Genomic DNA, 13063 nt, shown 5'->3' with positions numbered 1-13063 from the left:
ACGTCACCTATCCACGACCGACGGGAGAAGTGATGTCTAACGACAATTTTAAAGCTTGTATCGACGCCTGCTATGTGTGTGCCGCCGCCTGCGACAACTGTTCGACGGCATGTCTGAAGGAAGACGACGTCAAGATGATGGCGCGCTGCATCGCACTGGACATGGACTGCGCCCAGATCTGCCGCACGGCCGCCGCCTTCATGGCGCGGGGCGGCGATTTTGCCCGCGACCTGTGCCGCCTGTGCGCCGACGTGTGCACGGCCTGCGGCGACGAGTGCGGCAAACATCCGATGGACCATTGCCAGGCGTGTGCGCAGGCGTGCCGCGCCTGCGCGGAGGCGTGCCGGCGCATGGCCGGCGCCGCCTGAGCGGTCAGTCGCGGCGGGGCGGCGCCAGGTCGTCTTCGCTCTGGTTGCCGCCCGTTTCCGGCGCGCCGAGACCCGTCGAACCGGGGCTGGCCTGGCGGCTGCGCGTGTCCTGGTAGCCGCGGTTGATGGCTGTCGCGGCCGTGCCTTCGCCTTCCGCCGGCTCGTCCGGCTGGCCCTGGCGGTTGCCGGCCTCGCCGGACTGGCTGGTGCCGCGCGCCAGCGGCGCTTCCTCTTCCGGACGCGGCTGGGTGCCGCTGCCGCCCGTCTCGGCCATCGTCTCGTGGGTCAGCGTGCTGCCTTCTTCGCCGCTGGTCGGGTTGCCGACACCGATCGTCGTCGATTTCGCGTTCATGTCGCCTCCTGAAGTGTCAATTGATGAGCGATTGTCGCCGCGCGCGCGCCGCCCGTCTGTCGGCAGGCAAGGCGCGCGCGTGTAGGATCAGACCGGAATCTCGGACGTGCCGCCGCCCACGCTGCCGAACTCCTGCAATTGTTCGATCGTCAGCCGGCGCTCGTTGAGCGCGGCCAGGATCGCCTTCAGCTGGTCGGGATCGGGCTGGATGTAGACGATGCGCTGCTCGACCTCATCTTCCCAGCAGCGCGTGTAGGGTACGTCGGTCTCGGCCATGATCTTCGCGTCGAAGCTGCCGTCGCGCAATTCGCCGAACAGGGTGACGCGGGTCGTGTCGGGCGTCGTGTTCTTTACCGTGATGCTCATGCATGCTCCTTTCGGTGTGCTGGTCGTCACGGTCATTGTCCCGTAGGCGCGGGCGGGCTGCAAACGCGGTTCAAGCGTGCGCGGCGGTCAGGTAGCGCGAGGCCGGCTTGCCGCTCATCGCGCCCTGCATCAGTCTGGCGGCGGCTTCCTCGAAATTTTTCCACAGTTGCGCATCCTCGACGGACGGGAAGGTCACCTGTTCGCCCAGGTCGAGGCCGGCCAGGGCCGCGTCCACGCAATCCTCGGCCGTCATCACGATGCGCGGGTCCATCGCATTCAGGCGGTCTTCTTCCCAGATCTCGGTGGCAGTCACGGACGGCGCCACCAGTTGCACACGGACGTTCGTGCCTTGCACCTCGTTCTGGAGGGCGCGCGTCAGGTTCGCGACATGGCCCTTGCCGGCGCTGTAGAAGGTGCTCGTCGGCAGGAAGCCGAACCCGAGGATCGAGGCGATGTTCACGAGCGTACCGCGGTTGCGCGCCAGGAATTGCGGCAGGGCGGCAAGACTCAGTCGGTTGACCGCGTCCACGTTGATCGCCTGCTGCCAGGCGACATCGGCCGGATTCAAGGTCGTCGTCGCGCCGGACACCGACACGCCCGCATTATTCACGAGCATGGTGATGCTGGCATCGTCACGGATCAGGTCGGCCAGGCGCTCCACGTCGTCGCTGCGGCTCAGGTCGGCAACGAAGGGACGGACCTGCACGCCATATTCCGTGGTCAGCGTCTCGGCCAGTGCGGCCAGCTTGTCGCCGCGGCGGGCGACGATGACGAGGTCGTAGCCACGCCGCGCCAGGCGGTCCGCGTAAATCCTGCCCAGGCCTGCGGATGCGCCGGTGACGATGGCCGTGCCTTGCTGTGCTTTGCTCATGATGTGCTCCTCGATGGTGGGGTTGAAAGCAAACATGATGTACGTCATGTTTGAATGGACGAAGCATGATGGATATAATGTTTGAAGTCAACCTCACAATTTATATGGAGGCGATAGACATGCGCTATCCACCGGAAGAAACCGCCGCCAAGCACCGCCGCATCCTCGAGGAGGCGGGCCGGCTGTTCCGCGAACGCGGCTTCGCGGGCGTCAGCGTCGGCGAGATCATGAAGGCGACCGGCCTTACGCACGGACCGTTCTACAACCACTTCGCGTCCAAGGAAGCGCTGATGGCCGAGGCGCTGGCCGACCTGTCGTCGCGGACGCAGGCCGATTTCGACCGCATCCTGGCGGAGCAGGGCATCGCGGCCTACCTCGACCTGTACCTGAGCCGACGCCACGTCGACGGCGCCGGCGCGGGCTGCCTGATGACGGCGCTCGCGGCCGACAGCGCGAAGGAGCCGGCCACCCGCGGCCCGTTCACGGCCCACGTGAAGGGCGCCATCGACCGCCTGATGCGCGCGCTGCCCGGCAAGCGCCGCGCCGAGGCGGACGCGCGGGCCGCCGCCATGTTGGCGCTGGCCGCGATGGTGGGCGCGGTGACGCTCGCGCGGGCGGTCGACGATCCGGCGCTGGGCGACGAGATCCTGGCCGCGACGCGGCAGCGACTTCTGGACTAAATCAACGCCGGCGCTGGGCCGCCGGCGGCCGAGCTGTTATACTGTATAAAAACACAGTTATGCCAGCGCCGCCATGCCGAACTTCACGCCCATCGACCTTGGTCCAACGATACCGGAAGCGATCACGACCGGCGCGAGCGGTCGCCTGCACGTCAAGATGTACCGCCAGGCCGAGGACGCGATCACGGAAGCGACCACGGACATCGAACTGGCGCGCGAATTCATCGCCCACGGCGAACTGAGCGCGAAATCCATCCAGAACACCCAGAAGGAATTGTTCCGCTTCCTGACCTGGTGCCGCGAGGAAGCGAAAAAGACGCTGGCCCAACTGAACGTCGCCGACCTGAACGCGTACAAGGAATTCCTCAAGAACCCGCCGCCCGAGTGGGTCTGCACGACGAAATGGCCGCGCACCGATGCGCGCTACCGGCCGTTCACGGGACCGCTGTCCGACGCGAGCCGGAGACAGGCGATGATCGCCGTGAAGGGCCTGCTGGGTTTTGCCGAGCAGACGGGCTATCTGCGCCGCAACCCGGGCGCGCTCGTGCGCAACGTCCGGGCGCCGTCCGCGAGCCGCATTACGCGCTACCTGACGCAGGGCGCGATCGCGCTGGCGCTGGAGACCGTCGCACGCCGTGCTGCCGACACGCCGGCCGCGCTCAAGCGCCGCGCCCGCGACCGCTTCCTGCTCGTCGCCTTCGCGCATACGGGTGCGCGCCTGAACGAGATCGTGGGTGCGTCGATGGGCTCGATCTACACGGAAGGGAATGGCCGCTGGTGGATCGACGTCCTCGGCAAGGGCAACAAGCCGCGCCGCCTGCCGGTGCCGCCGGACATGCTGGACGCGTTTCGAACCTACCGCCAGGCGTTCGGCCTGTTCCCGCAGACGGGCCGGACCGACCGCACGCCGCTCGTCCTGTCCAGCCGCAGCCGCGAGCTCGCGCGCATCACGGACGAAGCGGCCTCGGAAGCCATCAAGGCGATCTTCGCCGACGCGGCAGGCGTGGCGGACGGGCGCGGCGACGCCGACACGGCCGCCACGCTGCGCCAGGCATCCGCGCACTGGCTGCGCCACAGCATGCTGACGAACCATGCGAACAACGGCGTGCAACTGAAGACGCTGCAGGACACGGCGGGCCACGCGAACATCGCGACGACGGCGGCTTATCTGCACAAGACCGACAACGAACGCTACGACGAGATCATCGCTTCCGTGAACGGCCGCGGCATCCTGTAAGCGCCTTACGCTGCGCGTGTTCGCGACTATACTGGATGCATGGTGCTTCCAGCTCACGCTACCAGCGGTATCGACGGCGAGGTGATCCTGCGCCCGGTGAGCCCGGTCGAATGGCCGGGCATGGTCAACCAGCGCCCGTACCAGGCGCTGATCGCCGTGGCGGATGGGGCAGGGCGCCGCGTGGCGGAGGTCCGCAGCGATTCCGGCGGCCGGTTCCACATCATCCTCGAACCCGGCACGTACGTCCTGCACCCCGAATCCGAGGCCATCTATCCGCAGGCGCCGGCGCAAACGGTCACGGTGGGAAAGGACCAGTTCACGCCGGTACGCATCATTTACGACAGCGGCATCCGCTGATCACGACGCGAAGCCGATGCCGACGATCCGGCTGCCCCAGTCGTGGTTGGTCAGGACATCCTCGTTGACCAGCCACGCGCGCCGCGTGTTGCGCGGATCCACCGTCACTGCGGAATAATCGCCCCAGCGGCCGCCCGTGAAGAACGTCGGACTCGTGAACGCCGCGATGCCCGGGCTCAGCGAATACGTGGTGCCGTTGTTGTGGTCGAAGCCCGAGAACCGCACCTGGGCGTTGGTACCGCGTGGCGGGTCGGTCATCGTCCAGGTCACGTAGATGTCGTTCGCGCTATTGGCGGCGATCGACGCGTTGAAGTCGAACGACGTCGACGTCCCGAAGAAGAACGCGCTCTGCACGAGCGCACTGGTGGCCGTATTGATCTGGTAGAACTTGGGCGCCGCATAGCCCACCAGGTTGACGGTATGAACCTGCCACAGGAAGTCGCCGGTCTGCGTGCTGGCATTGACGAAGCGGCCGTCGAGCGTATCCAGCTTGGACGCCGTGCCCGGCTGCGGCGCGTCGGGCGGCGCGGTGTAGGCGGGAACCGCCACGCTCACCGGTCCCGTCAGCTGGATCGCGTTCGGCCGGCTCGAATTGGTGAGCGTGTAGAGGCTCAGACTGCTGCCGCCCGATGCGGCGACCAGGTACGTGCGGGCATTCTGGTCGAGCACGATCGGCGGCGCGAGCGTGGCGCGCAGGCCCGTGAAGACGGGAACCGAGAAGCCGAGCCCGTTATACAGGCGCGCTTTCGCCACCGCGAACATGTCCGCACCCCGGAATCCGCCGGACGACGTGAAGACGTTGGCCGTGATGATGACCGCGTCCTGGTCGTAGCCGAGCTGCGGGTAATCCCAGAAATCGCCCGCATTGAAGGTCACGTTCAGCGCGTAGATGAAATACGCGCCAAGCGGATTCGACGTGGTGGAGATCGCGACGAAGAAGAGCTGGCGCGTGCTCGACTCCTGGAACGCGTCCGCCGTGACGACCCAGCGGTTCCACACGCTGTCGTACACGGCGCGCGGGTCGAACAGCACGCGTGTGCTATAGCCGAAGAAGGCGGCCAGCGAAATGCTGGTGCGCTGGCTGGGATTGGTCCGCAGGAAGATATCGATGTGGGAGTTGGTCACCTCGACGAAATGATCGAGACCCACCGCGCCATGCGTGTCCGGCGGCATCAGGCCGTCGACGTCGGTCGCACCCGCGAAATTCGGACCGACGAGGACGATGGGCGCGCGGGGGAGGGCTTCGGCTTCGGCTTCCGCTTCGGCTTCCATGTCCGCCTCGACCAGCTTGTCGGCCATCCGGTCCTGTGCCCGCAGTTTCGATTTAAGTTCTTCATACTCGGCCGCAGGCATCGTCGGCAGGAAGGGCTTCGATTTTCCCTGGGCGACCGCACGCGCATTCGGCGCCACATTGCTTTCCATGTCTTGCAGCATGGTCTCCACAGTCCTCAGTTGCGGCGCCGCGGCCTCCAGTTGAGTCCCGATTTCGATAGCAGAATGTTTCACGACATTACTCCTTTCCATTGAAATAGCTTGCAGCATTGGAACCGGCAGAGGGCAGGCGCCATTCCCGCGCCGTCCACTATCGTGACAAACGGGCTCGGCGTTGTTGATAGGGGTCAGGGCGAGAGAGCGCGTCTTTGGGGAAGGAGTTTCCTACTGGAGCGGGAGAATACTGAGGTTTGAAAAGGATGACTTTCCTATTCGGCCCGCTTCGCGCACGCCTGCCATGACTGGACTGTCCACGACGAATTGCTTGAAGACGACGACCTGCCAATTGCCGTCGCTTGGCGGAGCCCAGTCCAACGCCATCGACCGCGCCACGTTGCGCTTCGACGTGGCGGACTTGCCGGACGACGCCCGGCAGCCAACGGAAGCGCGGGCCGGCATCGCAACGCTGCGGATTTTCTTAAACGCGGTTTTGCGTTAAACTCAGAAAGTGATTTAACGTTAAACATGCCGCCGGCAACCGAGCGCCGGTTTCGTGCTCTTCCTTCCTACAGCTTAAAGAAAGATCCTCGCAGATGACGAAAAATTCCGTGAACAAACTCCGATTGTCGACCAGCTTGCTTTCCCTACTGCTGCTCGCCGCTTGCGGTGGCGGGGCAAGCGGCGCCGCTTCTTTGCCGACGCCCGATGCCGTCCCTGTCGTGGCGGGAAAACCATTGCCGGCCTACATTGAAAGCGGCGGGCTCAAAGGTGCTCTTGGCGTGCATGATCCAGTCATGATCAAGGGCGGCGACACCTACTACGTGTTTGGCACCTTCACCGGCATCAAAACCTCGAAGGACATGGTCACCTGGAAGAGTGCCGGCGCCGTCTTCCCGAATGGCTTCAAGCTCGATTGGTGGAGCCGTGATATCCCGCAAGGCGCCCAGATCTGGGCACCCGATATCTCCTGGCACGACGGAAAGTACTGGATGTACTACGCCGTATCGGCCTGGATGAACTTCGATTCCAGCATTGGCCTCGCCACCAACACTACGCTCGATCCGACTGATCCGGCCTATAAATGGGAAGACCAGGGCCAGGTCATTTCGTACAAGAACGGCGGCGAAGGGGTCAACGTCATCGACCCGAACGTGTTCATCGACAAGGACGGCAAGATCTACCTGCTCTACGGATCCTTCAAGGCTGGATTGCGGATGGTCGAACTCGATCGAAAAACCGGGAAACTGCTGTCGGAAACGCCCACGCCAACGGTCCTCACGAAGTCGCTCGGCGAAGGTGTCTTCCTGATCAAGGACCCGCAGTATTACTATATCTTTGCCTCGCGCGGCATCTGCTGCAGCGGCGCCAACAGCACCTACCAGATCGTGATGGGCCGCTCCAAGACGATCACCGGGCCCTACCTGACCAAGGATGGCGGCAGTTGGGTCGACGACAAGTATTCGCTGCTGCTGGCAGGCGACGAGAACGAACCCGGTCGCGGCCATAACGGCATCTACTCGGAAGGCGACACCACCTACTTGGTCTATCACGCCTACACCAAGGCTTTCGATTACAACTCGGTGCTCAACATCAAGCCGCTTTACATGGACGCGGATGGCTGGCCGACCGTAACCCCCACCAAGACCAAATTCCAGATGGAACCGTTCGAGCAGAAAGTCTTCGCAGGCAAGTAAGTCAGATCGCAAACGGATTGCTCGACTAGTTACGCAACATGGCGGGTGTGCCGCACTGCCATGCCTTCATTCGTGGAGACGGGCGTTCGTGGCCCAGGAACATACAGGACGGTGCCAAAAAAACCACGGTACATGGACGTCGGCGCGATTTTTCTTGCGCTTTGGTTTTACGTTAAACTAAAATTCGTTCCGACCGGACATGCATCGTCCATTTTTTTTGCGCGGTCTGGTTTAACGATAAACCAAACGACGTGATTGTCCAGGTTCCATCGATAACAGTAAAAATCTTGAGGAGACATAGGATGAAACAGAACACAACGGCGCCATGTGCGCTCAAGCTCACGGTGGCCGCGCTGGCGTCAGCGGGCGTCCTGAGCAGCGTCCCGGTTCGCGCGCAGGAAACCGCCCCGGCCGATGCGCCGCAGGCGGACCAGAAAACCGTCGTGGTGGTCACCGGCGTGCGCCGGGCCGCGCAGACGGCGCAGAAAATCAAGCAGGATGCCGACAACGTCGTCGATTCGATCGTCGCGGACGATATCGGTAAATTCCCGGATACGAACGTGGCCGAGACGCTGGCGCGCGTTACTGGCATCCAGGTACGGCGCGACGCCGGCGAAGCGAATTCTGTGCTGATCCGCGGCCTGCCGGGGATTTCGACGCTGCTCAACGGCCGTGAAATGTTCACGACGACCGGCCGCTATATCCAGTTGGCGGACATTCCATCGACGATGTTGCAGCGCGTGGATGTGTACAAATCGCAGAGCGCCGAATTGCTCGAAGGCGGTATCGCCGGCGTGATCGACGTGCGCACCAATCGCCCGTTCGACTTCAAGGGCGCCACGGTCAGCGTGAACGCCGGCGCGCGCCACCTGGACAAGGCGCACCGTACCAACCCGGAAGCGAACGCCCTGTTCTCGAACCGCTGGAAGACGGGTGCCGGCGAGTTCGGCGCGCTGATCGGCGCGTCGTACGTGAAGAGCGATTACTGGGAAGAGCGCAGCTTCCAGTCGTTCCCGATCTCGAAGGATTGGCTCGGGGCCGGCGCGACCGGTCCAGACGTGCTGGGCCTGCAGGCGATTTACGGCAAACGCAAACGCACGGCCGCCAATTTCGCCGCGCAGTACAAACCCAGCGCCGACCTGGAAGTCTACGCCGAAGGCCTGGCTTCCCATTTCCAGGGCAACGACCAGACCGACCTGCTGGTGGGCTTTCCGTTCTGGGCCAGCAGCAGCAGCGCCACCATGATACCCGGCACCAAGGAAGTCGATACGGTGACTTCGCAGAACGCCAACACGATCCTGTCGACGCAGGCGCGCAACGCGGACAACAAGACATCCCAGATCGCCCTTGGTGCGAAGTGGCGGGTCACGCCCGGCTTGCGCCTGACCTCAGAACTGGCGCATACCGACTCGAAATACGTCTGGCGCAATCCGATCCTGGACGTGATCACCACCGTGCCGAACGCGTACGGCAAGACCAATGTCGACGGCGGCGCGTATGTGAAATACAGCGGCTTCGATATCGGCAATGCGGCCAATATCAACCTGTTGCAGCTGTTCGACCGTTACGGCAACGACAAGGGGAGTTCGACCGACTTCCGCTCGGACGCCACCTTTACCCCGGCGTCCGACGGCTTGTTCAAGGAATTCCTGGCCGGCGTGCGCGCCAACCGCCGCACCGCGGAGTCGATCAAGTCGTTCGAGGGCAGCGCCTCTGCGCCGAATAACGTCAAGGCATCGACGTTGCCTGGCATGACCTGCAACACGCCGACGCTGTCGCGCGATTACGGCACGCAGAACTGGTACACGCCATGCGCGAGCTACTTGCTGGACGATACCGCGACGGTGCGGCAGGCGGTGACGGGCAACCCGGCCGCCAAGGGACTCGATCCGGGTTCGTTCTTCAAGGACGTCGAAAAGAATGTGTCGATGTACGTGTCGAGCAAGATCGGCTTCGATGTCGGCTCCATTCCCGTTGACGGCCTGCTGGGGGTGCGCGTGACGCGGACCGACTCCGACCTGATCGGCAAGAGCCAGGTCAACGGCCAGTACGTGGAGACGCCGGTCAGCGCGAGCGGCACCGACGTGCTGCCGAGCGCGAACTTCAAGGCCAGGCTGCCGCATGACGTGATTGCGCGCTTTGCCTACGCGAAGACCCTGACGCGTCCGAGTTTTGCACAGCTCAATCCCGGTACGGCCTACGTCGCGGCGAACGGCACGACAGTACAGGCGACGGCCAGCGGCGGCAATCCGAACCTGAAGCCGTTCACCGGCCAGAACCTGGATGCGGCGCTGGAATGGTATTTCGCACCGACCGGCATGCTGAGCGCGACGGTGTTCCGGCATAACTTCGACGGCTACATCATCAACAAATCGGTGCCCGAAATGTTCCAGGGCCTCAAGTACGACACCAGCCGTCCGTTCAATACCGACAAGGGCCATTTGCAAGGCCTGGAAATGTCGTACCGCCAGTTCTACGACAAGCTGCCGGGCTGGCTGGGCGGCTTCGGCATGGAGGCGAATGCCAGTTATATGGAAGGCGGCCTGACGTCGTCCATCGTGCCGGGATTGCAGGGCAAGCCGTTCAGCGGCATGTCGAAGAATTCGTACAACCTGGTCGCGCTGTATGAAAGGGCCGGCGTATCGGCGCGCCTCGCCTATAACTGGCGTTCGAAATTCGTGGAGGTCTATGGCGATCACCCGAGCAATTCGGGCAGCGCACCGGCGCGCGATTTGATCGCCGCCCCGATGTCCACGCTGGATGGTTCACTGAGCTACAAGTTCACGCCGAACCTGTCGGTAACCCTGACTGCCACCAACCTGCTGAACTTCCAGTATGTCGATTACTGGACCGACCAGCGCCTGTATCCACGCGATACCCGCCGTTATGACCGTACGTTTGGGCTGGCGCTGAACTGGAAGAACTGATCGGACGGTCGATGTTTCAGGCGCGCAGTCGCGGCGCCGCCGTCGATTCCCTGACGATCAGTTCCAGGCCGGGAATGCATTCCATCGGCGGCGCGTCGTATTTGCGCTCCTGGATTTCCATCAGCAATTCCACGCCGCGCGCGGCCATCGCGGCAGTGGGGATGGCGACTGTCGTCAGCGCCGGGCGCGACTGGCTCGACACCATGATGTTGGTGATGCTGACCACCGAAATTGCGGCGGGGACCGGACGGCCCAGTTGAGCGGCGGCGTCGAGGACGCCCAGTGCGGCGAGGTCGTTCGAGACGAAGACCGCCGTCAGGTCCGGCATGGCGGACAGCAGGTCGAGCGCCGCCGCTTTTCCGCCTTCGAACGTGTCCGCGCAAAACCGCACCGCCGCAGCTGGGCAAGCCAGGCGGGCCTTGCGCATGACGTCGCGAAAGCCCAGGTAGCGCAGGTTGTGGATGCCGTCTTTCGGGCTGGCGATGATCGCGCCGATCTTGCTGTGGCCGAGTTCGACCAGATGGCCGGCCGCCATCCGTCCCGCCTCGCGGCCGTCGAAGGCAAGGCAGGGCAGTCCCGGATGCGTGTCCGGGTCTTCCCACAGGTTGACGACGACGGGTGTGCCCTGCGCGACGATCTGCTTGAGATGCTCGACGTTCAGGCCCGGATTGTTGGCGACGATGACGCCGTCGGACAGCGAGCCGGCCACTTCGTCGAGGAAGCGGGTTTCCTTTTCTGCTTCGTAGTCGGTGTTGCAAACGATGAGATAGCGCTGGTGCTTGCGGGCGGCCTGGTCCACGTACAGCATGAGCTCAGAATAGAAGGGATTCGTGATGCAGGTAAGTACCAGGGCGAAGGTGGGGGCCTTGCGCTCGACGAGCGCACGCGCCGCGAGGTTGGGACGATAGCCCAGATGCGCGACCGCATCGAGCACGCGCTGCCGGGTCGCGTCGCTCGTCCTGCCGCGTCCGCGTAGAACGTTGGTGACGGTGGTCGGCGTGACGCCGGCATGGGCCGCTACTTCCTTGATGGTTGCCATGAGTGGATTCGAAAGCCTTGCATGAATGGATGTCGGGATTTTCCTTGAAATTAGTTTTACGTTCAACTAGTATTATTGAACATTGGTTTAACGTTAAAGCACGTCGCGAAAATATATACCGTGTCACTTGATTCACAAGGGCGCGGGCCGTTCAACCACGACTCGTCTCCTTGGCCGTCGTGGCCTTTGTGGCAGCCTCGGCTGCCACTTTTTTGTTGGAAGGCGTGCGTGGTTGACGTACTTACTGACAGGAGGATGTTCATGAAAAGATTTGCAGTGGGACTGGTATTACTGACTGCATTGGCGACCCAGGCGCGCGCGCAGGTGGCCGTGAGCGACGCCGTGCAGTTCAAGATCAAGAACGTCAACAGCGGATTGATGCTCGCGATTCCCGGCGCCAGCCAGGCCGCGGGAACCAACGTGATTCAATGGAGCGATACCGGCGGCAGCGAGCAGTTGTGGCATTTCATTCCGATGGGCGGCGGCCAGTACAACATCGAAAACCTCGCGACCCACCAGTTGCTGGGTGTGTCGAGCGGATCGAAATCGGCCGGCGCGCAAATCGTCCAATGGGCCGATAACGGCACGGCGGATCACTTGTGGACGGTCACCCAGGCGTCCGATGGCAATTATCTGATCAAGAACGTCAATAGCGGCTTGTACCTCGACGTCTACCAGGCGAACACGTCGACGAGCGCCATCATCGACCAATGGAGCGCGTCCGGTTGCCTGTGCCAGGAATGGCAGCTGGTGAGCACCGGCACCGATCCGTATCCGGCGCCGGGCGCCGTGAGCGGCAACGGGACGGGCGTGCACGATCCGTTCATGCTGCGCGACGGCGGCGGGACCTATTGGCTGTACGGCACCAACAATACGCTGGCGTCCTCGAGCGACCGGATCAATTTCACGAATGCCGGCAGTGCGCTGGCGCCGATACCTGCGTGGACCGGCACCTATACCAAGGGTGGCACGCTGTGGGCGCCGAATGTGGCGCGGATGAACAACACGTACTACCAATACTATTCCGCATCCAGCTACGGGGCGCAGACCTCGGCCATCGGCGTCGCCAGTGCGTCCACGCCGAACAGCACGACGTGGACGGACCTGGGGACCGTGGTCACGTCGAGCGCATCGACGCCCTACAACGCCATCGACCCGAGCATCATCCAGGACCAGGCGGGCGGCTGGTGGATGTCCTACGGATCGTGGTGGAACGGCATTTACCTGATCAAGCTGGACCCGGCCACCGGCAAGCAATCGACGGCCAATACGACGAATTACCACCTGGCCCAGCGTCCGAAGGGACTGGAGGGTTCGTATCTCTACTATTACAACGGGTATTACTACCTCTTCGCGTCCATCAATAACTGCTGCAGCGGTGCGAACAGCACTTATCGCATCATCGTTGGCCGTTCGAGCTCGGTGACCGGCCCCTACCTGGACCGCGGCGGTGTCAATTTGCTGAACGGCGGGGGCACGATCGTCCTGAGCGCGCACGGCAACATCAAGGGACCCGGCGGCCAGAGCCTGATGACCGACAGCGACGGCCCCCTGATGGTGTACCACTACTACGATGCCAATAACAATGGCAATCCGACGCTGGGCGTCAACCGCATCGGTTTTACGGCGGATGGCTGGCCTTACGTGTATTGATGCCCTGATTCGATACACAGATTTTTTACTCGCATAGGAACGACGCAATGAAGCTGCACAAGTCTGCTTTTCCTGGTTGGCGGATTTT

13 protein-coding genes are annotated in these 13063 nt (G+C 63.2%); 8 read left to right on the top strand and 5 right to left on the bottom strand.

Annotated features, from left to right (window positions below; all coding sequences use genetic code 11):
- Nucleotides 1-32: 32 nt before the first annotated feature.
- Entirely contained in the window at nucleotides 33-368 is a 336-nt protein-coding gene (locus ACEN98_RS30915) for a four-helix bundle copper-binding protein (RefSeq protein ID WP_413388615.1), read from the top strand.
- A 4-nt stretch (nucleotides 369-372) separates the two neighbouring features.
- On the opposite strand, the gene ACEN98_RS30910 is transcribed toward ACEN98_RS30915, so the two are convergent.
- From ACEN98_RS30910 to ACEN98_RS30900, 3 genes are all read right to left on the bottom strand, one after another.
- Nucleotides 373-720, bottom strand: coding sequence for a hypothetical protein (locus ACEN98_RS30910; protein ID WP_413388614.1), 348 nt, complete (start codon nucleotides 718-720; stop codon nucleotides 373-375).
- Nucleotides 721-807: 87 nt separating this feature from the next.
- On the bottom strand, nucleotides 808-1086 hold the full coding sequence (locus ACEN98_RS30905; RefSeq protein ID WP_036229288.1) for a hypothetical protein: 279 nt from the start codon (nucleotides 1084-1086) through the stop codon (nucleotides 808-810).
- Between the two features lie 70 nt (nucleotides 1087-1156).
- Nucleotides 1157-1957, bottom strand: coding sequence for an SDR family NAD(P)-dependent oxidoreductase (locus ACEN98_RS30900; protein WP_413388613.1), 801 nt, complete (start codon nucleotides 1955-1957; stop codon nucleotides 1157-1159).
- Nucleotides 1958-2076: 119 nt separating this feature from the next.
- Between ACEN98_RS30900 and ACEN98_RS30895 the strand changes: the two genes are divergently transcribed.
- From ACEN98_RS30895 to ACEN98_RS30885, 3 genes are all read left to right on the top strand, one after another.
- Nucleotides 2077-2637 (top strand): TetR/AcrR family transcriptional regulator, encoded by a 561-nt coding sequence (locus ACEN98_RS30895; RefSeq protein WP_413388612.1) that lies wholly within the window; start codon nucleotides 2077-2079, stop codon nucleotides 2635-2637.
- A gap of 73 nt (nucleotides 2638-2710) precedes the next feature.
- Nucleotides 2711-3874 carry a tyrosine-type recombinase/integrase gene (locus tag ACEN98_RS30890; RefSeq protein WP_413388611.1) on the top strand — a complete coding sequence of 388 codons (1164 nt, stop codon included), beginning with the start codon at nucleotides 2711-2713 and terminating at the stop codon, nucleotides 3872-3874.
- Nucleotides 3875-3916: 42 nt separating this feature from the next.
- Nucleotides 3917-4231 (top strand): hypothetical protein, encoded by a 315-nt coding sequence (locus tag ACEN98_RS30885; RefSeq protein WP_413388610.1) that lies wholly within the window; start codon nucleotides 3917-3919, stop codon nucleotides 4229-4231.
- On the opposite strand, the gene ACEN98_RS30880 is transcribed toward ACEN98_RS30885, so the two are convergent.
- Nucleotides 4232-5737 (bottom strand): hypothetical protein, encoded by a 1506-nt coding sequence (locus ACEN98_RS30880; protein WP_413388609.1) that lies wholly within the window; start codon nucleotides 5735-5737, stop codon nucleotides 4232-4234.
- 250 nt (nucleotides 5738-5987) lie between these two features.
- Here ACEN98_RS30880 and ACEN98_RS30875 point away from each other — a divergent pair, with 250 nt between their 5' ends.
- From ACEN98_RS30875 to ACEN98_RS30865, 3 genes are all read left to right on the top strand, one after another.
- Nucleotides 5988-6161: a hypothetical protein gene (locus ACEN98_RS30875; protein ID WP_413388608.1), complete on the top strand. Its 174-nt coding sequence runs from the start codon at nucleotides 5988-5990 to the stop codon at nucleotides 6159-6161.
- A 109-nt stretch (nucleotides 6162-6270) separates the two neighbouring features.
- Nucleotides 6271-7356 (top strand): arabinan endo-1,5-alpha-L-arabinosidase, encoded by a 1086-nt coding sequence (locus ACEN98_RS30870; RefSeq protein WP_413388607.1) that lies wholly within the window; start codon nucleotides 6271-6273, stop codon nucleotides 7354-7356.
- A 302-nt stretch (nucleotides 7357-7658) separates the two neighbouring features.
- Entirely contained in the window at nucleotides 7659-10283 is a 2625-nt protein-coding gene (locus tag ACEN98_RS30865; protein ID WP_413388606.1) for a TonB-dependent receptor, read from the top strand.
- A gap of 16 nt (nucleotides 10284-10299) precedes the next feature.
- Here ACEN98_RS30865 and ACEN98_RS30860 read toward each other — a convergent pair whose 3' ends face one another.
- Complete coding sequence (locus tag ACEN98_RS30860; protein ID WP_413388605.1) at nucleotides 10300-11322, bottom strand: LacI family DNA-binding transcriptional regulator; 1023 nt, start codon at nucleotides 11320-11322, stop codon at nucleotides 10300-10302.
- Nucleotides 11323-11583: 261 nt separating this feature from the next.
- On the opposite strand from ACEN98_RS30860, the gene ACEN98_RS30855 reads away from it, so the two are divergent.
- Complete coding sequence (locus ACEN98_RS30855) at nucleotides 11584-12975, top strand: family 43 glycosylhydrolase (protein ID WP_413388603.1); 1392 nt, start codon at nucleotides 11584-11586, stop codon at nucleotides 12973-12975.
- Nucleotides 12976-13063: the final 88 nt, after the last annotated feature.

Origin of the sequence: Massilia sp. CT11-137 (assembly GCF_047302885.1) — a bacterium.
GTDB lineage: Bacteria > Pseudomonadota > Gammaproteobacteria > Burkholderiales > Burkholderiaceae_D > Telluria > Telluria orientalis.
The sequence above is the reverse complement of the archived record's forward strand: the minus strand, read 5'-3'. Positions and strand labels throughout refer to the sequence as shown.

Bases quoted from the DNA above. Each gene is read 5' to 3' on its own strand.
- ACEN98_RS30900 (WP_413388613.1), bottom strand. From the start codon at position 1,957: ATGAGCAAAGCACAGCAAGGCACGGCCATCGTCACCGGCGCATCCGCA.
- ACEN98_RS30905 (WP_036229288.1), bottom strand. From the start codon at position 1,086: ATGAGCATCACGGTAAAGAACACGACGCCCGACACGACCCGCGTCACC.
- ACEN98_RS30910 (WP_413388614.1), bottom strand. From the start codon at position 720: ATGAACGCGAAATCGACGACGATCGGTGTCGGCAACCCGACCAGCGGC.
- ACEN98_RS30895 (WP_413388612.1), top strand. From the start codon at position 2,077: ATGCGCTATCCACCGGAAGAAACCGCCGCCAAGCACCGCCGCATCCTC.
- ACEN98_RS30890 (WP_413388611.1), top strand. From the start codon at position 2,711: ATGCCGAACTTCACGCCCATCGACCTTGGTCCAACGATACCGGAAGCG.
- ACEN98_RS30855 (WP_413388603.1), top strand. From the start codon at position 11,584: ATGAAAAGATTTGCAGTGGGACTGGTATTACTGACTGCATTGGCGACC.
- ACEN98_RS30860 (WP_413388605.1), bottom strand. From the start codon at position 11,322: ATGGCAACCATCAAGGAAGTAGCGGCCCATGCCGGCGTCACGCCGACC.
- ACEN98_RS30865 (WP_413388606.1), top strand. From the start codon at position 7,659: ATGAAACAGAACACAACGGCGCCATGTGCGCTCAAGCTCACGGTGGCC.
- ACEN98_RS30915 (WP_413388615.1), top strand. From the start codon at position 33: ATGTCTAACGACAATTTTAAAGCTTGTATCGACGCCTGCTATGTGTGT.